This window comes from Hydrogenophaga sp. 70-12, assembly GCF_001897365.1.
GTDB classification, from domain to species: Bacteria; Pseudomonadota; Gammaproteobacteria; order Burkholderiales; family Burkholderiaceae_C; genus Hydrogenophaga; species Hydrogenophaga borbori.
In genome coordinates this window covers 1-25,540 of sequence record NZ_MKSS01000045.1, presented here as the reverse complement: position 1 = coordinate 25,540, position 25,540 = coordinate 1, and the positions used below count along the sequence as shown (strand labels likewise).

General features: G+C 70.7%; 27 protein-coding genes and 1 pseudogene. 21 read left to right on the top strand and 7 right to left on the bottom strand.

Annotated features, from left to right (window positions below):
- Positions 1-540, top strand: a 540-nt coding sequence (locus tag BGO22_RS03465; protein WP_286848980.1) for a DNA-3-methyladenine glycosylase I, incomplete at its 5' end; no start/stop codon positions are given.
- 189 nt (positions 541-729) lie between these two features.
- Entirely contained in the window at positions 730-2,424 is a 1,695-nt protein-coding gene (locus BGO22_RS03460; RefSeq protein ID WP_286848978.1) for an AMP-binding protein, read from the top strand.
- 45 nt (positions 2,425-2,469) lie between these two features.
- Here the strand turns inward: BGO22_RS03460 and BGO22_RS03455 are convergent, their stop codons facing one another.
- On the bottom strand, positions 2,470-3,351 hold the full coding sequence (locus BGO22_RS03455) for a LysR family transcriptional regulator (RefSeq protein WP_070399658.1): 882 nt from the start codon (positions 3,349-3,351) through the stop codon (positions 2,470-2,472).
- Positions 3,352-3,484: 133 nt separating this feature from the next.
- Here BGO22_RS03455 and BGO22_RS03450 point away from each other — a divergent pair, with 133 nt between their 5' ends.
- The 7 genes from BGO22_RS03450 to BGO22_RS03420 all read left to right on the top strand — a co-directional run bounded on the left by BGO22_RS03450 (position 3,485) and on the right by BGO22_RS03420 (position 8,847).
- Positions 3,485-3,928, top strand: a complete 444-nt coding sequence (locus BGO22_RS03450) for a VOC family protein (RefSeq protein WP_070399851.1) — start codon at positions 3,485-3,487, stop codon at positions 3,926-3,928.
- On the top strand, positions 3,925-4,506 hold the full coding sequence (locus tag BGO22_RS03445) for a flavin reductase family protein (RefSeq protein WP_070399659.1): 582 nt from the start codon (positions 3,925-3,927) through the stop codon (positions 4,504-4,506). Before BGO22_RS03450 ends, BGO22_RS03445 begins: the two co-directional genes overlap by 4 nt.
- A gap of 182 nt (positions 4,507-4,688) precedes the next feature.
- Positions 4,689-5,441 carry a glutamine ABC transporter substrate-binding protein GlnH gene (glnH, locus tag BGO22_RS03440; protein WP_070399660.1) on the top strand — a complete coding sequence of 251 codons (753 nt, stop codon included), beginning with the start codon at positions 4,689-4,691 and terminating at the stop codon, positions 5,439-5,441.
- A gap of 37 nt (positions 5,442-5,478) precedes the next feature.
- A complete protein-coding gene (gene glnP / locus BGO22_RS03435) occupies positions 5,479-6,135 on the top strand; it encodes a glutamine ABC transporter permease GlnP (RefSeq protein ID WP_070399661.1) in 657 nt (218 codons plus the stop codon).
- On the top strand, positions 6,132-6,860 hold the full coding sequence (gene glnQ / locus BGO22_RS03430; protein WP_286848974.1) for a glutamine ABC transporter ATP-binding protein GlnQ: 729 nt from the start codon (positions 6,132-6,134) through the stop codon (positions 6,858-6,860). Before glnP ends, glnQ begins: the two co-directional genes overlap by 4 nt.
- Positions 6,861-6,868: 8 nt before the next feature.
- Entirely contained in the window at positions 6,869-7,903 is a 1,035-nt protein-coding gene (locus BGO22_RS03425) for a C45 family autoproteolytic acyltransferase/hydrolase (protein WP_286848971.1), read from the top strand.
- Between the two features lie 23 nt (positions 7,904-7,926).
- Complete coding sequence (locus tag BGO22_RS03420) at positions 7,927-8,847, top strand: MurR/RpiR family transcriptional regulator (protein WP_286848969.1); 921 nt, start codon at positions 7,927-7,929, stop codon at positions 8,845-8,847.
- Positions 8,848-8,861: 14 nt separating this feature from the next.
- Here the strand turns inward: BGO22_RS03420 and BGO22_RS03415 are convergent, their stop codons facing one another.
- The 5 genes from BGO22_RS03415 to BGO22_RS03395 are packed head-to-tail and all read right to left on the bottom strand — an operon-like array spanning position 8,862 to position 15,867.
- Positions 8,862-9,365 carry a GNAT family N-acetyltransferase gene (locus BGO22_RS03415; RefSeq protein ID WP_286848966.1) on the bottom strand — a complete coding sequence of 168 codons (504 nt, stop codon included), beginning with the start codon at positions 9,363-9,365 and terminating at the stop codon, positions 8,862-8,864.
- Between the two features lie 25 nt (positions 9,366-9,390).
- On the bottom strand, positions 9,391-12,513 hold the full coding sequence (locus tag BGO22_RS03410; protein WP_286848964.1) for a type I restriction endonuclease subunit R: 3,123 nt from the start codon (positions 12,511-12,513) through the stop codon (positions 9,391-9,393).
- Positions 12,510-13,748 (bottom strand): restriction endonuclease subunit S, encoded by a 1,239-nt coding sequence (locus BGO22_RS03405; RefSeq protein ID WP_286848960.1) that lies wholly within the window; start codon positions 13,746-13,748, stop codon positions 12,510-12,512. Before BGO22_RS03405 ends, BGO22_RS03410 begins: the two co-directional genes overlap by 4 nt.
- Positions 13,741-15,255, bottom strand: coding sequence for a type I restriction-modification system subunit M (locus BGO22_RS03400; RefSeq protein ID WP_286848957.1), 1,515 nt, complete (start codon positions 15,253-15,255; stop codon positions 13,741-13,743). The genes BGO22_RS03405 and BGO22_RS03400 overlap by 8 nt, the downstream gene beginning before the upstream one ends.
- Positions 15,256-15,279: 24 nt before the next feature.
- On the bottom strand, positions 15,280-15,867 hold the full coding sequence (locus BGO22_RS03395; RefSeq protein ID WP_204743753.1) for a restriction endonuclease subunit S domain-containing protein: 588 nt from the start codon (positions 15,865-15,867) through the stop codon (positions 15,280-15,282).
- A gap of 113 nt (positions 15,868-15,980) precedes the next feature.
- Here BGO22_RS03395 and BGO22_RS03390 point away from each other — a divergent pair, with 113 nt between their 5' ends.
- Positions 15,981-16,283, top strand: coding sequence for a DUF3892 domain-containing protein (locus tag BGO22_RS03390; protein ID WP_204743752.1), 303 nt, complete (start codon positions 15,981-15,983; stop codon positions 16,281-16,283).
- 6 nt (positions 16,284-16,289) lie between these two features.
- On the opposite strand, the gene BGO22_RS03385 is transcribed toward BGO22_RS03390, so the two are convergent.
- On the bottom strand, positions 16,290-16,646 hold the full coding sequence (locus tag BGO22_RS03385; RefSeq protein WP_070399852.1) for a hypothetical protein: 357 nt from the start codon (positions 16,644-16,646) through the stop codon (positions 16,290-16,292).
- Between the two features lie 148 nt (positions 16,647-16,794).
- On the opposite strand from BGO22_RS03385, the gene BGO22_RS03380 reads away from it, so the two are divergent.
- The 11 genes and pseudogenes from BGO22_RS03380 to BGO22_RS03330 form a co-directional block, all read left to right on the top strand.
- A complete protein-coding gene (locus tag BGO22_RS03380; RefSeq protein ID WP_286848950.1) occupies positions 16,795-17,292 on the top strand; it encodes a hemerythrin domain-containing protein in 498 nt (165 codons plus the stop codon).
- 131 nt (positions 17,293-17,423) lie between these two features.
- Positions 17,424-17,822, top strand: coding sequence for a DoxX family protein (locus tag BGO22_RS03375; RefSeq protein WP_070399668.1), 399 nt, complete (start codon positions 17,424-17,426; stop codon positions 17,820-17,822).
- Positions 17,823-17,905: 83 nt separating this feature from the next.
- Positions 17,906-18,556, top strand: a complete 651-nt coding sequence (locus tag BGO22_RS03370; protein ID WP_070399669.1) for a TetR/AcrR family transcriptional regulator — start codon at positions 17,906-17,908, stop codon at positions 18,554-18,556.
- Between the two features lie 129 nt (positions 18,557-18,685).
- The gene (locus BGO22_RS03365) at positions 18,686-19,765 is read left to right on the top strand and encodes an NAD-dependent epimerase/dehydratase family protein (RefSeq protein ID WP_139147068.1); all 1,080 of its coding nucleotides are present in this window, start codon (positions 18,686-18,688) and stop codon (positions 19,763-19,765) included.
- Positions 19,752-20,588, top strand: a complete 837-nt coding sequence (locus tag BGO22_RS03360) for a GNAT family N-acetyltransferase (RefSeq protein ID WP_286848944.1) — start codon at positions 19,752-19,754, stop codon at positions 20,586-20,588. Before BGO22_RS03365 ends, BGO22_RS03360 begins: the two co-directional genes overlap by 14 nt.
- A gap of 67 nt (positions 20,589-20,655) precedes the next feature.
- A complete protein-coding gene (locus BGO22_RS03355) occupies positions 20,656-21,720 on the top strand; it encodes a dihydrodipicolinate synthase family protein (RefSeq protein ID WP_204743750.1) in 1,065 nt (354 codons plus the stop codon).
- A gap of 23 nt (positions 21,721-21,743) precedes the next feature.
- Positions 21,744-22,520, top strand: a complete 777-nt coding sequence (locus BGO22_RS03350) for an ABC transporter permease (RefSeq protein ID WP_286848939.1) — start codon at positions 21,744-21,746, stop codon at positions 22,518-22,520.
- Between the two features lie 61 nt (positions 22,521-22,581).
- Positions 22,582-23,598, top strand: coding sequence for an ABC transporter substrate-binding protein (locus BGO22_RS03345; protein ID WP_070399672.1), 1,017 nt, complete (start codon positions 22,582-22,584; stop codon positions 23,596-23,598).
- A gap of 5 nt (positions 23,599-23,603) precedes the next feature.
- Positions 23,604-24,419 carry an ABC transporter ATP-binding protein gene (locus BGO22_RS03340; RefSeq protein WP_239478220.1) on the top strand — a complete coding sequence of 272 codons (816 nt, stop codon included), beginning with the start codon at positions 23,604-23,606 and terminating at the stop codon, positions 24,417-24,419.
- Between the two features lie 29 nt (positions 24,420-24,448).
- Positions 24,449-25,276, top strand: coding sequence for a sugar phosphate isomerase/epimerase family protein (locus BGO22_RS03335; protein ID WP_204743749.1), 828 nt, complete (start codon positions 24,449-24,451; stop codon positions 25,274-25,276).
- Positions 25,277-25,540 (top strand): annotated as a pseudogene (locus BGO22_RS03330) (mandelate racemase); the annotation flags it as partial.

The following is a 25,540-nucleotide window of genomic DNA, read 5'->3' as shown; positions in this document are numbered from 1 at the left end:
CCCTACCACGACACCGAATGGGGCTTTCCGGTCGGCGACGACCAGCGCCTGTTCGAGAAGCTCAGCCTGGAGGCGTTCCAGTCGGGCCTGAGTTGGCGAACCATCCTCGCCAAGCGCGAGAACTTCCGCGCCGCTTTCGAGGGCTTCGACTTCCACCGCGTGGCGCGCTTCGGCGAGCGCGACGTCGAACGCCTGCTGGCCGACCAGGGCATCGTGCGGCACCGGGGCAAGATCGAGGCCGTGATCCACAACGCGCGCTGCGCGCAGGAGATGGTGAAGGCCGAGGGCTCGCTCGCCGCCTATTTCTGGCGCCACGAACCCGGGCCCGGCGAACTGGCGCTGCCTCAGACGGCCTCCACCTCGGCCACGTCCATCGCGCTGTCCAAGGACCTGAAGAAGCGCGGATGGAAGTTCGTCGGCCCGACCACCGTCTACGCCTTCCTGCAGGCCATGGGCCTGATCAACGACCACGCCGAAGGCTGCGTGGTGCGGGCCCCGGTGGACCGGGCGCGCCGCGCCTTCCGTCGCCCCGGCCGCTGAGTTCCACCTCGCGACACGGGGCGCCACGGGGTGTTCCAGCACGGAACACCCGGGCCTGGGGATTGCCCGAGGGTGCGCCCGCGCGGCGCCGGCGCGAACATGCCCATTCGCCCCAGAGAAGCCCATGGGCGCCGCCAGACCGCTCTCCACGCGGCCAGCCCCGCCCTGCACCGAACGGAGGTGAATACCATGAGCACCGAGACCGAATCCCTTGCCCGCGGCGCCAGCCAGCCGCCGCTGCGCGAAGACACCATTGGCGCCGCGCTGGACGCCACCGCGCGCGAGCACGCGAACCGCGAGGCGCTGGTGATTCCCCAGGAAGGCGTGCGCTGGACCTGGGCCGAGCTGCGCGAGCGCGCCGACGAATGGGCCGCCGGCCTGCTGTCCCTGGGCCTGCAGCCGGGCGACCGCGTGGGCATCTGGGCGCCCAACTGCAGCGCCTGGGCGCTCACGCAGTTCGCCACCGCGCGCGCCGGGCTCATCCTGGTCAACATCAACCCCGCCTACCGCGCCAGCGAACTCGCCTACGCGCTGCACAAGGTGGGCTGCCGCGCCCTGGTGCTGGCGCCCGTGATCAAGAGCAGCGACTGCCTGGCCATCCTGCGCGGCGTCGCGCCCGAACTCGACCGCTGCGCGCCCGGGCAGCTGCAGGCCGCCGCGCTGCCCGAGCTGCGCTGGGTGATCCGCCTGGGCGAGGAGCGCACGCCCGGCATGCTCAACTTCGCCGACGTGGGCGCGCGCGCCACGCCCGCGCTGCGCGAGCGCCTGGCCGCCATCGGCCCGCGCCTGAAGGCGCGCGACCCGATCAACATCCAGTTCACCTCCGGCACCACGGGCCACCCCAAGGGCGCCACGCTCACGCACCGCAACATCCTCAACAACGGCTACTTCGTGGGCGAGGCCATCCGACTGCAGGCGGCCGACCGGCTGTGCATTCCCGTGCCGCTGTACCACTGCTTCGGCATGGTCATGGGCAACCTGGCTTGTGTCACACACGGCAGCACCATGGTCTACCCGAGCGAGTCCTTCGACCCGCAGGCCGTGCTGCGCACCGTGCAGGCCGAGCGCTGCACCGTGCTCTATGGCGTGCCCACCATGTTCATCGCCGTGCTCGAGCACCCGGACTTCGCCGGCACCGACCTGGGCACGCTGCGCACCGGCATCATGGCCGGCTCGCCCTGCCCCATCGAGGTGATGAAGCGCGTGCAGAGCCAGATGCACATGGGCGAGGTGACCATCGCCTACGGCATGACCGAGACCTCGCCGGTGTCCACGCAAAGCGCGGTGGACGACCCGCTGGAGCGGCGCGTGTCCACCGTGGGCCGCGTGCAGCCGCACCTGGAGATCAAGATCGTCGACACCGAGGGCCGCACCGTGCCGCGCGGGGCCGTGGGCGAGTTCTGTACGCGCGGCTACTCGGTGATGCAGGGCTACTGGGGCGACGCGGAGAAGACCGCCGAGGCCATCGACAGCGAGGGCTGGATGCACACCGGCGACCTGGCCACCATGGACGAGGCGGGCTTCGTCAACATCGTGGGCCGCCTCAAGGACATGGTGATCCGTGGCGGCGAGAACGTGTACCCGCGCGAGGTGGAAGAGTTCTACTACCGCCACCCCAAGGTGCAGGACGTGCAGGTGGTCGGCGTGCCCGACCCCAGGTACGGCGAGGTGCTGTGCGCCTGCATCGTGCTCAAGCCCGGCCAGCAGGCCAGCGCCGACGAGCTGCGCGCGTTCGCGCAGGGGCAGATCGCGCACTACAAGGTGCCGGCGTACGTCGAGTTCGTCGACGCCCTGCCCATGACCATCACCGGCAAGATCCAGAAGTTCGTGCTGCGCGAGCAGATGGCCAAGAAGCTGGGGCTGACGGCGGCGGCCACGGCCTGAGCGAACCCCACACGCGGCGCCGCGGCGTGGCCCGGTGGCGTGGTCTCAGCCCGCGCGGCCCGGCGGCTCCCGGTAGGCCTCGGCGATCAGGTCCGCCAGCAGGCGCGTGGCCTCGGGCAGGTCCGCGCGGTGCACGATGCCGATGTCGCGGTGGAAGGTGTGCGCGCCCAGGTCCAGCGCGCGCACGCCGGCGGGCCAGCGGCGCCGGTCGGTGGTCTGCGGCACCAGGGTCGCGCCCAGGCCCGCCGCCACCAGCCGCACGATGGCCTCCTGTTCGTCGAGTTCGCACACCTCCCGCACCGCCAGGCCCTGGGCGCGCAGGAAACGGTCCACCTGCCGGCCGCCGAAGGAGCTGCGGTCGTAGCGGATGAAGGGCAGGCCCGCGATCAGCGCGCGCCAGTCGCCCGGCGGCGCGGCGCGTGGCACCAGCAGGCGAAAGGGCTCGCGCGCCAGCGGCGTCCAGCGCAGGTCGCTGTGCAGCGCGAAGGGCGGGCGGATGATGAGCGCCGCGTCGAGATCGCCGGCGTCCACCGCGTTGAGCAGCGTGGTCGACACGCCGGGCACCACGCGCGTGCGGCTGCCCGGCAGCTGGCGGTGGAACTTCACCAGGGCCTGCGGCAGCACGGCCTGCTGCACCGAGGCGATGGCGCCCAGCGCCACGAACACCGCCGGCGCCTGGGTGCGCTGGCGCGAGCCGAGCTGGCCGTAGAGCTGGATCAGGGCCTGCGCCTGCGCCAGCGTCTGCCGCCCGCGCCGGTTCAGCCGCGCCGCGCGGCCGGTGCGGTCGAACAGGGTGAAGCCCAGTTCGTCTTCCAGCCGCTTCATCTGCGCGCTCACGGCCGCCTGCGTCAGGCCGATCTGCTGGCCAGCGGCGGCGAAGGTGCCCTCGCGGGCCACGGCAACGAAGGTCTTGAGTTCGCGAATCATGCACAAAGAATACTTGTGCTCGGTTCAAAAAACGATTGATTTTCTTTTGGCTCGGCAGGGCCTAGCATCGCGGCTATCCATCCCACCCACGAGACCGCCGATGAACACCGCCACCGCCGCCCCCGCCCCCACCATGCGCGCGCCCAGCACCAACCCCGCGCCGATGTCGCCCTTCCACCTCGCCTTCCCGGTGCACGACCTGGCCGCCGCGCGCCGCTTCTACGGCGACATGCTGGGCTGCCCCGAGGGCCGCAGCTCGCCCGAGTGGATCGACTTCAACTTCTACGGCCACCAGATCGTGGCCCACCTCGCGCCCGAGGCCTGCGGCGGCGCGGCGGTGAACGCGGTCGACGGCCACGGCGTGCCGGTGCGCCACTTCGGTATCGTGCTGCCCCTGGCCGACTGGGAGGCCATGGCCGAGCGCCTCAAGAGCCTGGGCACGACCTTCGTGATCGAGCCCTACATCCGCTTCAAGGGCCAGCCCGGTGAGCAAGCCACCATGTTCTTCCTCGACCCCTCGGGCAACGCCATCGAGGTGAAGGCCTTCGGCGACATCAACAAGCTGTTCGCCAAGTGAACGCCAGCCGCTTCGAGCCTGTGCGGCCCGAGCACGCCAGCCGCCTCATCAACCACGGTCCCACCGTACTGGTGACCAGCGCGCACGGCGGGCGGCGCAATGTGATGGCGGCGGCCTGGTCGATGCCCGTGGAATTCACACCGCCGCGCATCGCGGTGGTGATCGACAAAAGCACCTTCACGCGCGAACTCGCGCAGGCCAGCGGCGGCTTCGGCCTGTGCCTGCCGGGCCTCGCGCTCGCGGACCTCACCTACAGCGTCGGCCAGCACAGCGGGCGCGAGGGCGACAAGTTCGCGCGCTACGGCATCGGCACCGTCACCGGCCCGGTGCTCGGCCTGCCCCTCATCGAGCAGGGCTGCGCGGCCTGGCTCGAATGCCGCCTGATCCCCGAGCGGCACACCGAGGACGCCTACGACACCTGCTTCGCCGAGGTGGTGGCCGCCGCGGCCGACCCGCGCATCTTCGCCGAGGGGCGCTGGCGGTTCGACGAGCGCAACGCCGAACTGCAGACCATCCACCACCTGGGCGCGGGCCTGTTCGTGCGCTCCGGGGGCACGGTGCAGGCCCGGGCGCTGTAAGCCCCGCGCCGAAACCCCTGCTCGCCGCGGGCGCCGCGTGTCCTGCACGCGGCGCTTGCATTTGGCTGGCAATGCAAGTAAATTTGCGCAATCGATGGGCTTGCAAATTTCAAGTGCATCGTCTTGGTGCATCAAGAACTCCCCGTTTTGATGCGCGTTCCACCCTTCCCGAGGATTCCCGCATGAAGACCCATCGCCGAGTTCTGCTCGCGGCCGCCCTGTGTGCCGCCCTGGGCGGCACCACCGCCCTCGCCCAGGCCCAGACCCTCGTGGTCGCCACCGACACCGCCTTCGTGCCCTTCGAGTTCAAGCAGGGCGACAAGTACGTGGGCTTCGACATCGACCTGTGGGACGCCGTGGCCAAAGAGCTGGGCCTGAGCTACCGCCTGCAGCCCATGGACTTCAACGGCATCCTGCCCGCGCTGCAGACCAAGAACGTGGACGTGGCGCTCGCCGGCATCACCATCAAGGACGAGCGCAAGAAGGTCATCGACTTCTCCGACGGCTACTACGACAGCGGCTTCATGATCCTGGTGCCGGCCAACAGCCAGGTGAACGGCGCGCAGGACCTCAAGGGCAAGAGCCTGGCCATCAAGACCGGCACCTCGGCCGCCGACTACGCCAAGGCCAACTTCCAGGGCACCGAGCTGCGCCAGTTTCCCAACATCGACAACGCCTACCTCGAGCTCATGACCGGCCGCGTGGACGCCGCCATGCACGACACGCCCAACGTCCTGTACTTCGCCAACACGGCGGGCAAGGGCAAGGTCAAGGTGGTGGGCACGCAGATGATGGCCCACCAGTACGGCATCGGCTTCCCCAAGGGCAGCCCGCTGGTGCCCAAGGTGAACGGCGCGCTGGCCAAGATCAAGGCCGATGGCCGCTACACCGCCATCTACAAGAAGTGGTTCGGCACCGAGCCGCCCAAGCCCTGACCGCCCGAGCGCGCGCACCTCACGCCAGAGCTTCACCATGGATTTCGACGTTTCGGTGATCGTCAACGCCCTGCCGGCGCTGCTGCAGGGCGCCAAGCTCACGGTGCTCATCACCGTGGCGGGCCTGCTGGGCGGCACCGTGGTGGGGCTGGTCTTCGGCCTCATGCGGGCCTACGGCAACCGCCTGCTCAACACCCTGGGCTTCCTCTACATCGAACTGGTCCGCGGCACGCCCATCGTGGTGCAGGTCATGTTCATCTACTTCGCGCTGCCGGTGCTGGCCGACATCCGTGTCGACCCGATGACGGCGGCGGTCACCTCCATCGTCGTCAACTCGGGCGCGTACATCGCCGAGATCGTGCGCGGCGCCTTCCTGTCGGTGCCCAAGGGCCTGCGCGAGGCCGGGCTGGCGCTCGGCCTGCCCTCGTGGCGCGTGCTGGCCTTCGTCATCGGCCCGGTGGCCTTTCGCCGCATGACGCCGCCGCTGGGCAACCAGTTCATCGTCAGCCTGAAGGACACCTCGCTGTTCATCGTCATCGGCGTGGGCGAGCTCACGCGCCAGGGCCAGGAGATCATGGCCGCGAACTTCCGCGCGGTGGAGATCTGGAGCGCCGTGGCCCTCATCTACCTGTGCCTGATCGGCGCGCTCACCTTCGCGCTGCGCACGGTCGAGAAACGGATGCGCATCCTATGAAGATGGTCGAGTTCCAGAAGGTCAGCAAGCGCTTCGGCGCCACCGTGGTGCTCGACGGCGTCGACCTCAGCATCGGCCAGGGCGAGGTGGTGGTGCTCATCGGCCCCTCGGGTTCGGGCAAGTCCACGCTGCTGCGCTGCATCAACGCGCTGGAGACCATCGACGGCGGCGACCTGATCGTCGACGGCCGCAGCGTGCGCGGCGGCCCGTCCACGGTGCGCGAGATCCGCCAGGAAGCCGGCATGGTGTTCCAGCAGTTCAACCTGTTCCCGCAGATGACCGCGCTGCAGAACGTGGCCTTCGGCCCGCGCCAGGTGCGCGGCACGCCGCGCGCGCAGGCCGAGCAGGAGGCCCAGGCCCTGCTGAGGAAGGTGGGCCTGGCCGAGCGCCAGCACCACTACCCGAGCGAACTCTCGGGCGGCCAGCAGCAGCGCGTGGCCATCGCGCGCGCGCTCGCGGTCAAGCCCAAGCTCATGCTGTTCGACGAACCCACCTCCGCGCTCGACCCCGAGCTGCGCCAGGAGGTGCTGCGCGTGATGCAGTCCCTGGCCGAAGAGGGCATGACCATGATCGTGGTCACGCACGAGATCGCCTTCGCGCGCAAGGTCGGCACGCGCCTCATCTTCATGGAGCACGGCCACATCGCCGTCGACGGCCCGCCGGCCGAACTGCTCGACCAACCCAGCAACCCCCGGCTGCGCGAATTCCTGCAGCACGTCGAATAGCGGACCGCATGCTCGCTCATCTGCAACTCGAAGGCTCCCCGTTCGAGGTGGGCCAGGCCCTGGGCCGCTTCGGCGCGGCCGCCCTGCAACGCTACGCGCAGGCCTCGCCCGCCTGGGCCACGGTCATGCGCTGGCGCGGCCACCCGCGCGTGGCCGCCATGGCCGCGCTGGTGCGCGCCCACCACCCCGCCATCTGGCAGGAGCTGCAGGGCCTGGCCGATGGCCTGGGCCTGCCCGCCGACGAGGTGTTCCTGTGGAACTGCCGCGGCGACCTCTGGGCCATGGCGCCCGACGGCTGCACCACGGTGCAGCTGCCCCCCGCCGCGCCCGGCGCCGCGCCCGTGGTGGCCCACAACGAAGACGGCGACCCGGCCTTCCAGGGCCACTGCGCCATCGCGCAGGTCGTGGTCCGCGGCGGCGCGCGCTTCGCCTCGTTCGTCTACCCTGGCTCGCTGCCGGGCCACACCTTCGCGGCCACGGCCGGCGGCCTGGTGGTGACGGTGAACAACCTGCGCGCGCTGGAAGCGGGCACGGGCCTGCCGCGCATGGTGCTGACCCGCGCGCTGCTGGACGCGCCCGGCGTGGACGCGGCGCTGGAGGGCCTGCGCGCCGCGCCGCGCGCGGGCGGCTTCCACCTCACGCTGGCGCAGGCCGGGCGGCCCGGCATCGTCAGCGTGGAATTCAACGACGCCCTGGTCTCGGTGCAGGCCGTGGAGCGGCCGGCGGTGCACGCCAACCACATGGTGCATGCGGCCATGGCGCACCGGCCGCAGATCGTCACCGGCTCGTCCGGCTACCGCCAGTTGCGCGGCGACGAGCTGCTGCGCCAGCGCGGGGCCGGGCCCGTCGACCCGCTCGACATCCTGTTCGACGCCGAGGACCCGCGCTACCCGATCTACCGTGACCGGGCCGACGACAGCGACCACGAGAACACCCTGGCCACCGCGAGCTTCACGCTCGGGCCCACGCAGGTGGACTGGGTGGTGCGCACGGGCGGCCGCCGCGAAACCTCGTTTAGGATGCGCGACGCCCTTCGCCTGTAGCCCTCACCGCGCCGCCCCCACCCATGCCGAAACCCGCTCCGCCCGTGGCGACCACCGTGGACGGGCTGCGCGCGCTCGTCGTCGCCATCGGCCGCGGCGACGCCAGCGTCTCGCTCGGCGGCAAGGCGCTGGCGGTGCTGGCGCGGCTGGTCGAGCAGCCCAAGGACGTGGCGCTCAGCACCATCACCGAGCTGGGCGAGCGCATGGGCGTGAACCCCTCCACCCTCACGCGCCTGGCCACCCGCCTGGGCTTCGCCGGCTTCACCGACTTCCAGGCCGTGTTCCGCGAGCACGCCCTGCAGGGCGGGCCGCACTTCTACACGCAGCAGGCGCACCGCCTGCTGGAAGACGCCTCGGCCGACAGCCCGCGCACCGCGCGCGGCGTGGTGGCCAAGCTGGCGCAGGAATCCATCCGCAATGTCGACGCCTTCCTGGGCCAGCTCGACGAGGCCGAACTCGGCAAGGCCGCGCGCCTGCTGGCGCGCGCGCCGCACGTGCGCATCCTGGGCCTGCGGCAGATCCACTCCATCGCCAGCTTCCTCACCTACGGGCTGGGCATGCTGCGCGCCGAGGTCGCGCTGGCCGACGGCCCGGGCCTGGGCGTGGCCGAAAGCCTGGCCCAGATGTCGCCGGGCGACGCCCTCATCGTCTGCAGCGTGGCGCCCTATACCCGCATGGTGGCCGACGTGGCGCGCGCCGCCGCCGCCGCCGGCGTGCACGTCATCGCCATCACCGACACGCGCGCCTCGCCGCTGGCGCCGCCCGCGCGCCACGCCTTCTTCATCCCGCACGAGAGCAGCTTCATCAGCAACAGCATGGGCGCCTACGTGGTGTTCTGCGAAGGCCTGATCAACCTGGTGGCGCGCGAGCTGGGCGACAAGGCCCTGCAGGCGCTGGCGCGCCGCGAGGGCTTCATCGAGGGCCTGGGGATCGAGACCGGCTGAGCGCCGCCGACCGATCAGGCGGTGGCCGAGAACGCCGCGTGGTACGCCACCTCGCCGCGCGGCGCGGCGCCGCCGAAGGCCAGGGCCATGAAGTACTCGGACGGCACGCCGGGACAGACCAGGCCCTCGTGCACCACGAAACCCCAGCGGCCGTAGTAGGCCGGTTCGCCCAGCACCACGCAGCCCTCCGCGCCCAGGGCCCGCAGGCGCGCCAGCCCTTCGTCCATCAGGCGGGCGCCGATGCCCGAGCGCTGCCGCGACGGCCGCACCGAGATCGGCCCCAGGCCGTACCAGCGCCCGGCGCGGCCGGCGATGGTGACCGGCGAGAAGGCGACGTGACCGACGAGGCCATCGGCCCCGTCCACGGCCACCAGCGAGAGCGTGAGCGCGCCGGCCGCGCGCAGCTCGCGCACGATGGCCGGTTCGGTGCCGGCGCTGTGGGGGTGGTTGGCGAAGGCCTGGGCGAGCAGCGAGGCGATGGCGGGGGCGTCGGTGGGGTGTTCGGGGCGCAGCTGCATGGAGGGGATTGTCGGGGCGGGGCGTTCATCGGGAGGCCCGCTCCATCCTCACCCGCGCCACCTCCACCACCCGTTCAATCACCGCCCGGGCCTGCTCCAGCCCCATGAGCGCGAACAGCTCGGGCAGCAAGGCCTGACGAATGACGAAACCGATGTTGTGCGGGTTGAGCGAGTGCTCGACCATGGCCCGGCCCACCACCGCGTCGATGGACAGGGCTTGCCTCGCCCAGGCGTCGGGTGGCGTGCGTGCGAACGCCTCTTCGCCCAGCACCAGCCGGCAGATGCCGCAATAGGCCCGCGCCTGCGGATGGTCCGCCAAGGCGCTGGGCAGGCCGTCCACCGTTCGGGTCGCGACCCGGTCTTCCAGGCGCACCAGCAGCATGTACTGCTTGAGCGGCTGGTCGAACAAGGCCTGCGCCTGGGCGACGGCCTGTTTCAGCTGGTCGGCGAACACCGTTTGCGCGTAGGGGTCGTCGGCCAGCTCCACCTGGATGGTCTTTCGCAGGCGCGTGCGGACCAGGTCGGCTTCGTTGCGGGCCTTCTCCACGCTCCAGCGCTCGGGCGCGTCGGTCCGTGCCGGCGGGTTCAATAGGTACGCACCTTGCGGTTCCCGCACCGCCAGCCGCTGCCAGCACGGACCCTCGGCGTGGCGCCGGTGTTCGGGCCCGCTGTCGCTGCGGTCCTCGGGTTCCTGGGCATCGCCTTGCGCGATGCGGCGCAGGCCATTGAAGAAGCGCCGTTCGGCGCGGTAGGTGGCGATGGCCTGTTCGGACACCTGCGGATCGTCGAAGAAACTGCGCGAGGCCTCGGCCGTCTGCAGGCACTGCGTGAAGCGCCGCAGGGCGGCGTAGAAGGCTTGGCGGCGCTGTTGTTGGGCGTCGATGCCTTGCCCGCTGCCGCTGTCCACGAAGCGGGGCATCAGGGCCTGCCGGTACTGCTCCAGGTCGGACGGGTCCCGCACCTCGCCGAACAGGGCGCGCAGGGCCGCGTGCAGGGTCGGCAGCTGGCGGTACTCGGCGCTCACCGGTCGGTAGAGGCCCTCGACGTCGTCGAGTTCGTAGCCACCCTGGGTGCGCGCTTCCAGGTTCTGGTAGTCGCGCAAGGCGCTGTCCAGCTCGCGCAGGATGCCGCGGTAGTCCACCAGCAGGCCGTGGCGCTTGGCCTCGTGCAGGCGGTTGACGCGCGCCACGGCCTGGATCAGGTTGTGCGCCTTCAGTGGCTTGTCGATGTACAGAACGGCGTTGCGTGGTTCGTCGAAGCCGGTGAGCAGCCGGTCGACAACGATCAGCAGGTCAGGCCCGCCGTCACCACTGAAATCGCGCAGCACGCGGTTCTCGTGAGCCTGTGCGTCGCGGCCCACGTGGGCGTCCCACCAGCGCTGCACCTCGAGCCGGCCCTGGTCGTCGATGGCGTCGTGGCCTTCGCCGTTGTCGGGCGGCGACATGATCACGGCGCTGCTCACCAGGCCCGTGGCCTCCAGGCAGCGGTGGTAGCGGATCGCGTCGAGCTTGCTCGCCGTGGCCACCTGGCCTTTGAGGCCCAGGCGCTTGACGTGCCGCTCGAAGTGCTGGGCGATGTCCCAGGCGATGAGCTCGATGCGCTGGGGGGCGCCGTACACCGCGCGCCGGCTCGTGTAGCGGCCCATGAGTTCCGCGGTCTGTTCAGGCGTGAGGCCGGCGCTGACCCGGTCGAACCAGTGGTTGGCGGCGTCGTCGTCGACGCCCATCTCGGGCACGCGCTCTTCGTACAGCAGGGGAACCACGGTGCCGTCGTCCACCGCGCGCCGCAAGGTGTAGGCGTGCACGATGGGCCCGAAGCGTTGCGAGGTCTTTTCCTCCTTGAGCAGGGGGGTGCCCGTGAAGGCCAGGCAGGCCGCGCGCGGCAGCACCCGGCGCAGGCGTTCATGCAGCTGCCCGCCATGGCTGCGATGGCCCTCGTCGACCAGCGCCACGATGTCGGCCGAGGGGTTGTAGCACTCGGGCTGCTGCGCGGCGGTGGCGAACTTGTGGACCAGCGTGAACACGATGCGCTCGCTTCCGTGGCCGATGCGGCGCGCCAGCTCGCGCCCGCTGCCCACGCGGGCCTTCTCGCCGTCCTTCTTGGCGGCCGCCGCCGAGCCGAAGGCGCCGCCGTTCGTGAAGTTGCGCGCGAGCTGGTCTTCGAGGTCGAGGCGGTCGGTGACGACGAGCACGCGGCAGGCCTGCGTGTTGGGGTGGAACACCAGGACCCTGGCCAGGAAGACCATGGTCAGGCTCTTGCCCGAGCCCGTGGTGTGCCAGAGCACGCCGCCCTGGCGGGCGCCGTCGGCGCGGCGCTGCTGGATGCGCTGGAGCATGGCCCGCACGCCGAAGTATTGGTGCGGCCGCGCGATCACCTTGCCCAGGCGGCGGTCGAACAGGACGAAGTGGCGCAGCAGTTCGAGCAGCCGCTCGGGCCGCAGCAGGGCGCGCACGGTCCGCTCGGGCTCGCTGAGCCCGGGGCCGTCGGCGGGCTCCTCGCGCCAGCGCGCCCAGGCGCGTGGGGGCGTGCCGGTGGTGGCGTAGCGCGCCTCGTCTGCGCCCAGGGCCAGCAGCAGCTGGGCGTAGACGAAGAGCCCCGGTGTCTCGTCGGGCCGCTGGTGGTGCAGCTGGCGCTGGATGGCCTCGTGCACCGAGGCCGCGTGGGGGTGGCCGCCCGACGCCGGGCCCTCGATGACCACCAGCGGCAGGCCGTTCACGTAGCCCAGGACGCCGGGTCGGCGCGGGTGCGCGCCGATGGTGGTGTGCAGTTCAGGCGATTCGACCGCGTCCCATTGGTTGGTGTCGGGGGTCTGCCAGTCGACCAGCGGCACCGTGGGCTGGTGCTTCTTGCCATCGGGCATGAACTCGGTGACGGTGACGCCGAGCGTGAGCAGGCGGTAGAACCGTTCGTTGGCGGCGAGCAGGCCATCGGCCAGGGACAGCCCCTCCACCTCGCGCATCACCTGGTCGATGCCACCGGGCGAGAGCGGGTAGCGCTCGCCCCGGTAGTCGAAGCGGTGCGCCTGCAGGGCCTGGATCAGGCGAGGCCGCAGAAGGACGTCGTTCGGACCACCGCGCCAGCGCGCCGCCTCGGCAGCGGGCCGGTGGCGCCAGCCCAGGCTCGCCAGCCAGCGCAGCGCGGCGTTCATGCCGGTGGCGCGACGGTCTGGGCCGGGGGCAATCGCACGCGCCGGCGACCGCTGAACAGCTCACCCAGCAGCGCGCGCTTCTCCAGGCGCAGCGCCTCGATCTGGGCGGCGATGCTGTACTCCTCGGCTTCGGCCCCGCGCAGGATGGCCGCGATGCGGCGCTGCACGTCCAGTGGCGGCAGGTGCAGCGGCAGCTTGAAGAAGTCCTTCAGGCTCACATTGAGCAGGCCGTGGTTGCGAGCGCCTTCCTGCGCGATGCCGGTGATCGCCTCATTGAGCATGCCGGCCTCGAAGTAGAGGCGATAGAAATCGTTGTCCACCTCCGCGCCAGGGCGCCGCCGGAAGCAGATGTACAGGCCGGAGACGACCCCCGAGTCGTAGGCCACCAACGGCTTGATGGCACCGACCGGGTAGCCGGAGGAGGCGCTGCGGTTGTAGGCGAAGTCGCCGGGGGCCAGTTGGGTATAGCGGCTGAGGTCGTCGCTGGCGACGTTCTTGTGGAAGAACTCGCGCTGGCTCACCAGGCCGTGCTGGGCCGAGATCGTGAGCACATTGCTGTCGCCGTCCGTGTTCTTGCGGGTGATGCGCTCGAAGACGGCGTCGAAGTCCACCTGCGCCCAGTGCGCCCGCGCGTTCACCACCGAGCGGCGGTTGGACAGCAGCACGTGCATGAGGTCGCGCTTCTGGCGACGGCTGTTGTCGAGCAGGCGTTCGGTGGTGGCGATGGCGCGATCCCAGTCGCCCGCCATCCGCGCGATGCGCGTCTGTTCGCGCCGGGGCGGCAGGGGCAGCGGAATGGAGCGGATCAGCCCGGCGTTGAGGTTCTGCTGGGCGCCGGCGTTGCCCAGTTCGCGGATTTCGCCGTAGTGCGCGGCGAGAAACTGGTAGACGTAGTCGGGGTCGTGCTCGGCGTGCACCTGGATGGCGGCGCAGGCCTGGTTGGTGGTGGCGGCCAGGCCCAGGCGTGCCACTTGCCCGCGCGTGCGGCCCTGGCCGTACATGGCCATGAGCAAGGTGCCCGCTGGAAACAGCTTGGCCGAGGAGTGGCGCATGCCCTGCGGCGTGATCTTCTCGGCCGTGGCGGTGATGGTGTTGAACTGGATTTCGCCCGTCGTGACCCAGGGGATGTCGCCACCCCAGTAGCCTGGCCGAGAGCGGTCCGGTGTGCCGCCGGAGCCGATGCGGGCGATGTCACCCAGGGTGGCGCGAGTCCAACCCGTGGGCAGCTCACTCATACCCCAGCTCCTTCAGATACCCCGCCATCTTCAACTCCAGTTCGGCGAGTTCTTCCTTGAGCTTCAAGCGCTCGGCCCGAACCGCCGGCAGGTCGGCGGTGGCCGTGTCTTCGAAGGTGTTGACGTAGCGCGGGATGTTGAGGTTGAAGCCGTGGCCGGCGATTTCCTCGCGCGTGGCGAGGTGGGCGTACTTGTCGATGGGCTGGCGCGCGTGCACGGCATCGATGATGGCCTGCACGTCCTGCGCGCGCAGCAGGTTCTGGTTCTTGCCGTCCTGGTAGGCGCGGCTGGCGTCGATGAACAGAACCTTGTCATCGACCTTGTTCTGGCGCAGCACCAGGATGGCCGCCGGAATGCCGGTGCCATAGAACAGTTTCTCCGGCAGGCCGATGACCACGTCCAACAGGTTTTCCTCGATCAGCACCTGGCGGATGCGGCCCTCGCTCGCGCCGCGGAACAGCACGCCGTGTGGCACCACCACGGCCATGCGGCCGGTGCCAGGCCTCATGGTCTCCACCATGTGCAGGATGAAGGCGTAGTCGCCCTTGGTGCGCGGCGGAACGCCGCGGCGAAAGCGCTGGTGTGGGTCCTTCGCGGCGTGTTCGTGGCCCCATTTCTCCAGCGAAAACGGCGGATTGGCGACGACGACGTCGAAGCGGCGCAGGCGGCCATCGGCATCGAGCAGCTTGGGGTTGCGCAGGGTGTCGCCCCATTCGACGCGGTGGTTGTCCTCGGCGTGCAGGAACATGTTCATCTTGGCCAGTGCCCAGGTGCTGCCGATGGCTTCCTGCCCGTACAAGGCGTAGTGGCGGCGGCCCGTGCGCGAGCGGATGAGCTGCGCGCACTTCATCAACAGCGAGCCCGAGCCGCAGGTGGGGTCGCAGATCTCCTCGCCTTCCTGGGGATCCATCAGGCGCGCCATGAGCTGCGAGACCTCGGGCGGGGTGTAGAACTCGCCCGCTTTCTTGCCGGCCGTGGTGGCGAAGTTCTTGATCAGGAACTCGTAGGCGTTGCCGATCACGTCGAGCTGGCCGACGCGGCTTTCGCGCAGGTTCAGCTCGGGCCGGGCGAAGTCCTCCAGCAGATGGCGCAGGATGTCGTTCTTCTGTGCCTCGTCGCCGAGCTTGGTGGAGTTGAAGCTGATGTCCTGGAAGACGTCGCGCAGCTTGCCCAGGTTGGCTTCCTCGATGGCGTGCAGGGCGCGGTCGATGCGCTCGCCGTTGCCCGGCTGGTGGCGGGCCTCGTGCAAGGCCCGGAAGTTCGCGCTGCGCGGCAGCACGAAACGTTCGTTCTTCAGCAGCTCCTCGATGAGCTCGGGGTGGGCGCCATGCGCGGCCTGGTAGCGCTCGTAGTGGTCCTGCCAGATGTCGGAGATGTACTTGAGGAAGAGCATCGTCAGGATGTAGTCCTTGTAGATGCTCGGGTCCACGGTGCCGCGGAAGGTGTCGCAGGCGTTCCAGACCGCGGTGTTGATGGCGTCCTGGCTGATGACGGTGTCGTCGTTCATGTCGTTCTTGAAGGTTCGGCGGGATCAGGCCTGGCGCGCGGGCGGGGCCAGCAGGCCCTGCGCGAGGGCGTCGATTTGTAGCTCACGGTTGCGGATCAGGGCTTCCAAACGCTGGCGCTCCTGTCGGGCGGCTTCGGCCAGATCGACCAGCAGGCGCTGGCGCGCCAGCTCGGGCACCGCGATGGGCATGTCTTCCAGCACCGGACGGCGGATGCTGAGTTGGTCCGTGCCCTCGGCGTTGTTGCGCAGGTAGCGCTGGCTGGGGGGGCGGTTGATGTGCCAGGCCAGGTACTCGGGCAGCAGGCCCTCGGCTTTGCAGCGCAGCACGAAGAAGTACTGCGCGCACACCGTGGCCGGCGGTGTCTGGCTCAGGCACACGGCGTAGTTGCGCGTGCCGCGCGCGGCAAACAGGATGTCGCCGTCGCGCAGCCAATCCGGCGGCTTGCCGCGGCCCAGGTCCGCGCGCGAGAGGTTGGCCCAGGCCACTTCGCCGTCGGGCGAGATGTCGCGCATCTGGATGACCCGGGCCTTGCCGTGCGCCGCCACCGGCACGCTGCCTCGGAATGGATGGCCCGCCCGCACCTCGGCCAGCGCCTTCAATGACGAAATCATGATGCATCAATCGCTGTGATGCGAAATTTTGCTTGCCCCGTTCGGCCGGCACAAGTAAGCTAAATGTGTTCATGCATCAAAACACATGATGCATGAATAAGGGGAAGGACCACATGCGCGAATTCGAAATCAACTGCGCCAGCCGGCTCAACCGCCAGGGCGGGCACGAACACATCACCCACCTGGGCCACATCGCCAACCACTGGCGGCTGTCGCTCGAATCCATGGTCCGGCGCATCGAGTCGGGGACCGAGGGGTACTACCTGCTCGACCGAAAGACGGGCGAGCGCCTGCGCCTCGCGGTGGTGCGCGAGCCGGGGCACACGCCCTACCTGCGCACGCGGCGGGCGGACGGCTGGACCGACCACCTGCTCACGCTGCCGGAATGCGGGCGAAGCTGTGCGCTGATCGGCTGAGGCGGCTTACTGCAGCAGCCCGCCGGCCATGGCCCGCAGTTCGGGGCTCAGGTGCTCGGTCCAGCCCAGCTGCTCGGCCATGTGGCACACCACCCAGCGGGCTTCGGGGGGCGAAAGCACGCTGTCGGGCTCTTCGCCCGCCAGTTCGAGCAGGCCCTCCAGCACCTTGTCGATCACGTCGGGCTCGGTGATGCCGAGCTTGAACTGAACCTCCTGGGCGCGCGTGACGAGGGCGTTGGCCATGTCGTCGCAGACCTCGAAGCGGCGGGCGATGTGCTGGGCCAGCGGGGCGGGCCGCTGGCCCGGGCGCGTCTGCAGGCGAATGAAGCTCTCGGGTATGTGAATCTGGGAAGCGTCGTCCATGGCGCGAATGATGTCGGAATCGGCGCACGCCGTCACGGCGCGCGGGCCGACGGCGGGGTCGGACCTGTCCGACGCACGGGCGACTGTCGCGTGGAGACGATCAAGTCACACGGAACCCTTTTGTCACAAACACCGCTCCATGGCCTCCATGACCCTCTTCGACGCCCTGCGCCAGAGCCACGACCTGCAGCGCCGCCTGTGCCGCCGGCTCGTGCGCATCAAACCCCAGGACCGCGACACGGTCTTCCTCACATTGAAGGTCGAGCTGGAGGCCCACGCCGCGGCCGAGGAACGTTTCCTGTACGTGCCGATGCTGATGACCAACCCCGGCCTCAGCGCCTCGCGCCACGCCCTGGCCGAGCACCACACCATCGAAGAGCTGTGCGAGGACCTGAGCGTGCCCGACAAAGGCACCGCGGCCTGGCTGGCGACGGCCAAGCGGCTGAGCGACAAGGTGCACCACCACCTGCGCGAGGAGGAGCGCAAGTTCTTCCAGCTCGCGGGCAAGCTCATCAGCGAGGCGGACAAGCTGACCCTGGGCCGCAGCTACCTCAAGGACCTGGTGCACATGCGCCAGCACTACGTGCAGGCCTACAAGAGCCTGGCCGTGGACCGCCAGGGCGCGGTGGTGCCCGCCGCCAGCTGAGGCGGCGCCGGCGGGCCTGCCACGCACCGGGTGGTGCCGCCGCGCGCGGCGGCCGGGGAAGCGTTCGGGCGTGGCATGCTCTGCCCCCTCGTCACTTCCGACGGCCTCTCCCTTTTCCGCTCTCAGGTTTCATGAACGCTCTCAATGCCCTCTTCGATCAACCGCGCTTCGGTGTGCTGCTGCTGCGCTGGACCCTGGCCATCCTCATGCTGTTCCATGGCTGGGCCAAGATCACGGGCGGTGTCTCGGGCATCGTGGGCATGGTCAGCGCGCACGGGCTGCCGGGCTTCCTGGGCTACGCGGTGTACCTGGGCGAGGTGGTGGCGCCGCTGATGCTGCTGGTGGGTTTCTGGGTGGTGCCGGCCGCGCTGGTGGTGGCCATCAACATGGTGGTGGCGCTGGTGCTGGTGCATTCGGGCCACTTCCTGGGCCTGGCCAGCAGCGGCGGCTGGCGCCTGGAGCTGCAGGCCTTCTTCCTGGTGAGCGCGCTGGTGGTGGCGTTCACGCACCGGCTCGGCCCGCAGCGCTGAGCGGGCGCGGCGGGCCCGCGCCCGCCGCGCAAAAGGCCCGGCCGATAATCCGGCGCACCGCACCCGCACCGCCGCCGACCACGATGCCCGCTCCACGCCGCGCCGCCGCCCCCAGCCACCCCGACGCCGACAGCAGCGCGGCCCGCGCGGCCATCCTCGCGGCGGCCCGCGCGGAGTTTTCCGCCAAGGGCCTGACGGGCGCGCGCGTCAACGAGATCGCGGCGCGCGCCGGCGTCAACAAGCAGCTCATCTACTACTACTTCGGCAGCAAGGAAGACCTGTACCGCACGGCGCTGGAGGTGGTCTACACCGAGATCCGGACGCAGGAGCGCAGCCTGAACCTGGGCGACATGAAGCCCGAGGAGGCCATGGCCGCGCTCATCGGCTTCTCCTTCGACTACCTCGCGCAGCACCCCGACTTCATCGGCCTGCTCAACCACGAGAACGCGCAGGGCGCGCCGCACGTGCGCGACTCCAGCGCCATCCGCGACACCAACTCGCCCCTGATCGAGCTGATCGCCAAGACCCTGGCGCGCGGCATCCGGGCCAAGGTGTTTCGCCGCGGCATCGATCCGGTGGAGCTGTACATCTCGGTCGCGGGCATGTCGTACTTCTTCTTCTCCAACCGCCTCACCCTGGCCTCGATCTTCGATCGCGAGCTGCAGTCGGCGGCCGCGGTCAGCGCCTACCGCGCGCACGTCGTGGCCTTTGCCATGGCCGGCCTGCGCGTCTGATCCGTCAGGCCACCGCCGGGGGCGGGCGTCCATGCTCGCATACCCCAATCCCCGATTTCAACCAAACGGTTGACGCCGCCGGAACGCGCCCATATGCTCATTCCATCGAGTTTGAGAAAGGGCGATTCCATGCACAGCCAGCCATCCGGGGGAACGCCCCAGCACCGTGTCGCGCTGCTGGACCCGGCGCAGCTGCCCGAGCGCTTCGAGTCGGTCGAGGCGTTGGAGGAGTTCCTGTCGCGGCCCAGCCAGGCCCTGATCGACGACCTCGCGCAGGTGGACGGCGACCTCATGATCCTGGGCGTGGCCGGCAAGATGGGCCCCACGCTCGCGCGCCTGGCCAAGAACGCCGCGCCGCACAAGCGCGTGATCGGCGTGGCGCGCTTCAGCGACCCCGAGGTGCGCCAGCGCCTGGAGGCCTGGGGCATCGAGACCATCACCGCCAACCTGCTGGACCGCGCTGCCATCGAGGCCCTGCCGCGCGTGCCCAACATCGTCTTCGCGGCCGGCCACAAGTTCGGGGCCAAGGACAACCAGGCCCTGACCTGGGCCATGAACACGCACGTGCCGGCCCTGGTGGCCGACACCTTCCGCGGCGCGCGCATCGTGGGGTTTTCCACCGGCAACATCTACCCGCTCACCACCGTGGGGCGCCAGGGCGCCAGCGAGAAGACGCCGCCCGCGCCCCTGGGCGAGTACGCGCAGTCCTGCATCGGGCGCGAGCGCATGTTCGAGTACTTTTCGGCCCAGCACGGCTCGCCCGGGCGCCTGTTCCGCCTGAACTACGCCATCGACATGCGCTACGGCGTGCTGTACGACATCGCCTCCAAGGTGCACCGCGGCGAGGCCGTGGACGTGACCATGGGCCACGTGAACGTGATCTGGCAGGGCGATGCCAACGCGCAGGTGCTGCGGTCCCTGCGCCACTGCACGGTGCCGGCCACGCCGATCAACTGCACCGGGCCCGAGACCCTGTCGGTGCGCTGGCTGGTGGACGAGTTCGCGGCGCGCCTGGGCGTGCCGGCCCGCGTGGTCGGCCAGGAGGCGAGCACCGCCCTGCTGTCGGACACCACGCTGGCCTGCCGCCTGTTCGGCTACCCGCTGGTGCCGCTGGGCGCCATGCTCGACTGGGTGGCCGACTGGGTGAAGCGCGAACAGCCCGCCTTCAACAAGCCGACCAAGTTCGAGGTCAGGGATGGCGCCTTCTGAGGCCCTGACCCTGGTCGTGCTGGGCCCGGCCGACGCGCCGGATGGCCTGGCCTTGTCGGAGGCGGCGGGCTGGAACCAGACCGCCGAGGACTGGCGCCTGTTCGTGCGCCAGGGCCGGGTTTTTGGCCTGCGCGAGAACGAGGCGAACCGCCTGGTCGCCACCGCGGCCGCGCTGCCCTACGCCGGCGGCCTGGGCTGGATCTCCATGGTGCTGGTCGCGCCCGAGTGGCGCCACCAGGGCCTGGCCACCCAGCTCGTGCAGCACGGCATCGCCCACCTGCGCGCGCTGGACGCGACGCCGGTGCTGGACGCCACGCCGGCCGGTCAACCGGCCTACGCGCGCCTGGGCTTCGAGGCCGGCTTCGCGCTGGCGCGCTGGGAAGGCGTGCTGGCGGCCGCGCCGCCGGCGCCCGGCACCGGCCTGGCCGACGCGATCACCATCGCGCGGCTCGATGCGCTGGCCAATGGCTGCGACCGCGGCGCGCTGCTGATCGACTTTCTGCGCCGCCCCGGCACGCGCGCCTGGGTCGAGCCGGACGGCCATGGCTTCGTGCTGGCCCGCCAGGGCCTGCGCGCCACGCAGCTGGGGCCGCTGGTGGCGCCCGACGAGGCCTCGGCCCTGTCGCTGCTGCGGCGCGCGCTGGCCGATCTGCGCGGCCCCGCGTTCCTCGACGTGCCCGAGCGCTGGACCGCACTGACGGCCTGGCTGCAGCACAACGGCTTCGTCCGCCAGCGCGGCTTCGCGCGCATGGCGCTCGGCGCCGCCCCCATCGCCGCCGTCCACCCGCGGCTGTTCGTCGTCGCCGGCCCCGAATTTGGTTGAGTCCCATGAGCCCCACCCGACCGCCCGAAGGGGCTCGCCCCGCAGTGCACCGCACGGAGGTTACCCAGTGAGCCTGAGCGCCACCCAAGTCCAACACACCCGGGCGCTGCTGCAGCGCGGCCTGGCCATCCCGGCCCACCCGCTGGCGCTGAACGCGCAACGCCAGCTCGACGTGCGCCGCCAGCGCGCGCTCAGCCGCTACTACCTCGACGCCGGCGCGGGCGGCCTGGCCGTGGGCGTGCACACCACGCAGTTCGCGATCCGCGAGGTCGGCCTGTTCGAGGAGGTGCTGCGCCTGGCGATAGACACCGCGCGCGCCTGGGTGCCGGCCAGCCGCCCGCTGGCCATGGTGGCCGGCGTCTGCGGCCGCACCGAACAGGCCGTGGCCGAAGCCCGCCTGGCCCTGGGCCTGGGCTACAACGCCGGCCTGCTGAGCCTGGCCGCCATGAAGGGCCAGAGCGAGGACGCCCTGATCGCCCACTGCGAGGCCGTGGCGCAGGAGATCCCGCTGGTGGGCTTCTACCTCCAGCCCGCCGTGGGCGGCATGGACCTGAGCGCCGCCTTCTGGGCGCGCTTCGCCGCCATCCCCAACGTGGTGGCGATCAAGGTCGCGCCCTTCCACCGCTACCGCACGCTCGACGTGGTGCGTGGCCTGGTCGAGGCGCGCGCCGAAGACCGCGTGACGCTCTACACCGGCAACGACGACCACATCGTGCTGGACCTGCTCACGCCCTTCACCGTCATGCGCGACGGTCAGCCGGTGACCGTGCGCTTTCGCGGCGGCCTGCTCGGCCACTGGTCGGTCTGGACCTCGGGCGCGGTGCGTTTGCTCGAGCAATGCCAGGCGGCGGCGCGCGAGCCGGCGGTCTCGGCCGAGATGCTGGCACTGGACAGCCGCGTCACCGACTGCAACAGCGCTTTCTTCGACGTCGCCAACAACTTCCACGGCTGCATCGCCGGCTGCCACGAGGTGCTGCGCCGCCAGGGCCTGCTCGAAGGCATCTGGTGCCTGGACCCCAACGAAGGCCTAAGCCCCGGGCAGAAGGAAGCCATCGACCGCGTCTGCGCCCAGCACGCCGACCTGGCCGACGACGCCTTCGTGGCCCAGGGGCTGAGCCGCTGGCTCGCGTGACGGCCGCGCCCACAGGAGCACCCATGAACCAGAACAAGGCCCTGCGCTGGATCCTTCACTACCTGCCCGCCATCGGCCTGTTCGCGGGCTTCATCCTGCTGTGGCAACTGGCGGTGTCGGTGTTCGGCATCCGCGAGTACCTGCTGCCCGGTCCGTACGCCGTGTGGCAGTCCATGCTCAGCGACGAGATCCCCTGGCTCAGCCACGCCTGGATCACGGGCGTGGAGATCCTCGGCGCCTTCCTGCTGGCCGGCGTGGCCGGCGTGGCGCTGGGCATGGCCATCGCGTGGTCGCAGGGCATCTCGCGCGCGCTCACGCCTTTCCTGGTGTTCGTGAACACCCTGCCCAAGGTGGCGATCGCGCCGCTGTTCCTCATGTGGCTGGGCTACGGCATCCTGCCCAACATGCTGATCGGCGCGCTCATCGGCTTCTTCCCGGTGGTCATCAACACCGCCGTGGGCCTGACCCAGATCGACCAGGACCTGGTGGACCTGGGCCGCGTGTTCAGCGCGCCCAAGTGGAAGGTGTTCCTGAAGATCCGCATCCCCAACGCCTACCCCTACATCCTGAGCGCGCTCAAGGTCACCGCCACCTCGGCGGTGGTGGGCGCCGTGGTGGGCGAGTTCGTGGCCTCGCAGAAGGGCCTGGGCTACGTGATCATCACCACGCAAAGCAGCATGAACACGCCGGCCGCCTTCGCCGCGCTGGTGTGGATCTCCGTGCTGGGCCTGCTGCTGTATGGCCTGGTGGCCCTGCTGTCGCGCCTGCTCGCGCCCTGGGCCGAAGAGGCGCCGCGCTGAGCGCATCCCACTGTCCAGATCCCCGTCCGCCCCCCACCCCGTCCTCCGAAAGGAACACACCATGACCACCCGGATCGCCGCCCCCCTCGCCGCCGTCTGCGCGGCGCTGCTCGCGCTGCTGCCCACCGCGGCCAGCGCGCAGGCGAAGGAGAAGTTCACCTTCGCCCTCAACTGGTTCGCCGTGGGCGACCACGCCGCCTACTGGGTGGCGCTCGACAAGGGCTACTACGCCCAGCGCGGCCTGGACGTGACGCTGGAAAACTCCAAGGGCTCGGGCGACTCCATCGCCAAGGTCGACACCGGCCGCGCCGACGCCGGCCTGGCCGACGCGGTGCCGGTGATCTCGGCCAACTCGCGCGGCGCGCGCGTGAAGATGGTCGGCATGGTGTTCGACAAGACGCCCATGACCTTCTTCAGCCACGCCGACAAGCCGCTGCTCAAGCCCAAGGACCTGGAAGGCAAGACCGTGGCCGCGCCCGCCGGCGACAGCCAGCGCCTGGCCTTTCCCGCCTTCGCGCGCCTGAACCAGATCGACCCGGCCAAGGTGACCTGGGTCAACATCGAGCCCACCGCCAAGGTGGCTTCCATCGCCGAGAAGCGGGTGGACGGCGTGGCCGACTACACCACCGGCCAGCCCTTCTACGACAAGGCCATGGGCCCGGGCAAGGCCGTGCGCCTGCAATGGGCCGACTACGGCTTCGACCTCTACGCCATGTCCATCATCGCGGGTGAGAAGACCATGGCCGAGAAGCCGCAGCAGCTCAAGGCCTTCCTCGAGGCCTCCTACATGGGCTGGCGCGACGTGATGGCCAACCCCAAGGAGGCCCTGGCCATCTTCAAGAAGCGCGTGCCCGAGATCGACGTGGCCATCATCGAGGCCAACATGCAGATGGGCTTCGACCTGATGCGCACCAAGAACTACGCCGACAACGGCATCGGCTGGATCGACGAGAAGAAGATGTGCGCGTCCACCGACATCGTGAACACCTACATGGGCCTGCCGAAGAAGGTGGACTGCAAGGACGTGTTCAACCCCGCCTTCTTCACCAAGGTGGCGATGCCGCTGGCGGTCAAGTGAGCGCAGTGAACGCACGGGTCCTCATCGAAGTCGACCAGGCGGGCATGGTCTACCAGGCCGACAGCGGCCCGGTGGAAGCCCTGCGCGACATCTCCCTGCGCATCCACGAGGGCGAGTTCGTCGCCCTCGTGGGCCCCAGCGGCTGCGGCAAGTCCACGCTGATGCGCGCCATCGCCGGCCTGCGCCCGGTGACCAGCGGGCGCATCGTGGTGGACGGCGTGCCGGTGGACAAGCCCATCCCGCAGGTGGGCATGGTGTTCCAGGCCGCGCTGCTGCTCAAGTGGCGCACGGTGCTGGACAACGTGCTGCTGCCGGTGGAGCTGTCCGGCGGCAACCCCGCGCAGTACCGCGAGCGCGCCCACGCGCTGCTCAAGATGGTTGGCCTGGGCGACTTCGCCGACAAGCGCCCGGGCGAGCTCTCCGGCGGCATGCAGCAGCGGGCCTCGCTGTGCCGCGCCCTCATCATGGACCCGCCCATCCTGCTGATGGACGAGCCCTTCGGCGCGCTGGACGCCATGACGCGCGACGAGATGAACATCGAGCTGCTGCGCATCTGGGGCGAAAGCGCCGGCGGCGGCGCGCGCAAGACCATCGTCTTCGTCACGCACTCCATCCCCGAGGCGGTGTTCCTCGCCGACCGCGTGGTCGTCATGTCGCCGCGCCCCGGCCGCGTGGCCAACATCCGCGCGGTGGACATTGCGCGCCCGCGCACCGCCGAGACGCGGGCCGACCCGGCGCTCGGCCGCCTGTCCTTCGAGCTCTACACCGAACTCTCGGGCGCCACCGGCCGGCGCGAGACCCGGGCCGGCCCGCAGTGGTGAGCCGCGCGCGGCGCTGAAGGACCGGCCCCGTGCGCCTTGCCCTGTGCAACGAGGTCCTCGCGCCCTGGCCCTTCGCGCGCCAGTGCGAATGGGCCGCGGCCGTGGGTTACCAGGGGCTGGAGCTGGCGCCGTTCACGCTGGGCGAGGCCGCGTGGCGCCTGCCGGCCAGCGAACGCACCGCCCTGCGCCGCGCCGCCAGCGACGCGGGCATCCGGGTCTCGGGCCTGCACTGGCTGCTGCGCCAGCCCGAGGGCCTGTCCATCACCTCGCCCGACGCCGCCGTGCGCGCGCGCACGCTGCAGGTGCTGCGCGGCCTGGTCGATCTCTGCGCCGAACTCGGCGGCGAGGTGCTGGTGCACGGCTCGCCCGCGCAGCGGCGCCTGACGCCGGGCGACGCGGCCGGCGCGCGCGAGCGCGCCGCCGAGGTCTTCGCCGCGGTGGCGGAGCACGCGCAGGCGGCGGGCGTCACCTACTGCATCGAGCCCCTGGCGCCGCCGGAGGCCGACTTCATCCACACCCTGGCCGAAGCCGCCACCCTCGTGCGCGCCATCGACCGGCCCGCGCTGCGCACCATGCTCGACTGCTGCGCCGCCGCGCGCGCCGAGGCCGAGCCGGTGCACGGGCTGCTGGCGCGCTGGCTGCCCAGCGGCCTGCTGGCCCACGTGCAGGTGAACGACCCGAACGGGCGCGGCCCCGGCCAGGGCGCGCTGGGCTTCGCCGACATCCTTCGCGCACTGCGCCGGCACGGCTACGCCGGCTGGCTGGCCGTGGAGCCCTTCGACCACCACCCCGATGGCCCGGCCGCCGCCGCGCGCGCCATCGGCTACCTGCGCGGCCTGCTGGAGGCCCTGGACTGAATGAACGACACGCCCGCCCCCCGCCTGAACGTGCTGTCCGTCGAGCGCTTCGAGTCGCCCTACCGGCTGCGCCTGCCGTTTCGCTTCGGCGTCATCACCGTGACCGAGGGCCGCCAGGCCATCGTGCGCGTGCGCGTGCGCCACGAGGACGGGCGCGAGGGCACGGGCTACGCCGCCGAGGCCCTGGGCGCCAAGTGGTTCGACAAGAACCCCGCGCTGAGCGACGCGCAGAACCTCGACCAGCTGCGCAAGGCCTTGGAGCTG

Coding starts and splice junctions, on each gene's coding strand:
- BGO22_RS03345 (WP_070399672.1), top strand. CDS start 22,582: ATGACCACCCGGATCGCCGCCCCCCTCGCCGCCGTCTGCGCGGCGCTG.
- BGO22_RS03390 (WP_204743752.1), top strand. CDS start 15,981: ATGCGCGAATTCGAAATCAACTGCGCCAGCCGGCTCAACCGCCAGGGC.
- BGO22_RS03375 (WP_070399668.1), top strand. CDS start 17,424: ATGAACGCTCTCAATGCCCTCTTCGATCAACCGCGCTTCGGTGTGCTG.
- BGO22_RS03360 (WP_286848944.1), top strand. CDS start 19,752: ATGGCGCCTTCTGAGGCCCTGACCCTGGTCGTGCTGGGCCCGGCCGAC.
- BGO22_RS03395 (WP_204743753.1), bottom strand. CDS start 15,867: ATGATTTCGTCATTGAAGGCGCTGGCCGAGGTGCGGGCGGGCCATCCA.
- BGO22_RS03385 (WP_070399852.1), bottom strand. CDS start 16,646: ATGGACGACGCTTCCCAGATTCACATACCCGAGAGCTTCATTCGCCTG.
- BGO22_RS03410 (WP_286848964.1), bottom strand. CDS start 12,513: ATGAACGCCGCGCTGCGCTGGCTGGCGAGCCTGGGCTGGCGCCACCGG.
- glnQ (WP_286848974.1), top strand. CDS start 6,132: ATGAAGATGGTCGAGTTCCAGAAGGTCAGCAAGCGCTTCGGCGCCACC.
- glnH (WP_070399660.1), top strand. CDS start 4,689: ATGAAGACCCATCGCCGAGTTCTGCTCGCGGCCGCCCTGTGTGCCGCC.
- BGO22_RS03460 (WP_286848978.1), top strand. CDS start 730: ATGAGCACCGAGACCGAATCCCTTGCCCGCGGCGCCAGCCAGCCGCCG.
- BGO22_RS03425 (WP_286848971.1), top strand. CDS start 6,869: ATGCTCGCTCATCTGCAACTCGAAGGCTCCCCGTTCGAGGTGGGCCAG.
- BGO22_RS03405 (WP_286848960.1), bottom strand. CDS start 13,748: ATGAGTGAGCTGCCCACGGGTTGGACTCGCGCCACCCTGGGTGACATC.
- BGO22_RS03420 (WP_286848969.1), top strand. CDS start 7,927: ATGCCGAAACCCGCTCCGCCCGTGGCGACCACCGTGGACGGGCTGCGC.
- BGO22_RS03455 (WP_070399658.1), bottom strand. CDS start 3,351: ATGATTCGCGAACTCAAGACCTTCGTTGCCGTGGCCCGCGAGGGCACC.
- glnP (WP_070399661.1), top strand. CDS start 5,479: ATGGATTTCGACGTTTCGGTGATCGTCAACGCCCTGCCGGCGCTGCTG.
- BGO22_RS03365 (WP_139147068.1), top strand. CDS start 18,686: ATGCACAGCCAGCCATCCGGGGGAACGCCCCAGCACCGTGTCGCGCTG.
- BGO22_RS03450 (WP_070399851.1), top strand. CDS start 3,485: ATGCGCGCGCCCAGCACCAACCCCGCGCCGATGTCGCCCTTCCACCTC.
- BGO22_RS03380 (WP_286848950.1), top strand. CDS start 16,795: ATGACCCTCTTCGACGCCCTGCGCCAGAGCCACGACCTGCAGCGCCGC.
- BGO22_RS03415 (WP_286848966.1), bottom strand. CDS start 9,365: ATGCAGCTGCGCCCCGAACACCCCACCGACGCCCCCGCCATCGCCTCG.
- BGO22_RS03370 (WP_070399669.1), top strand. CDS start 17,906: ATGCCCGCTCCACGCCGCGCCGCCGCCCCCAGCCACCCCGACGCCGAC.
- BGO22_RS03350 (WP_286848939.1), top strand. CDS start 21,744: ATGAACCAGAACAAGGCCCTGCGCTGGATCCTTCACTACCTGCCCGCC.
- BGO22_RS03400 (WP_286848957.1), bottom strand. CDS start 15,255: ATGAACGACGACACCGTCATCAGCCAGGACGCCATCAACACCGCGGTC.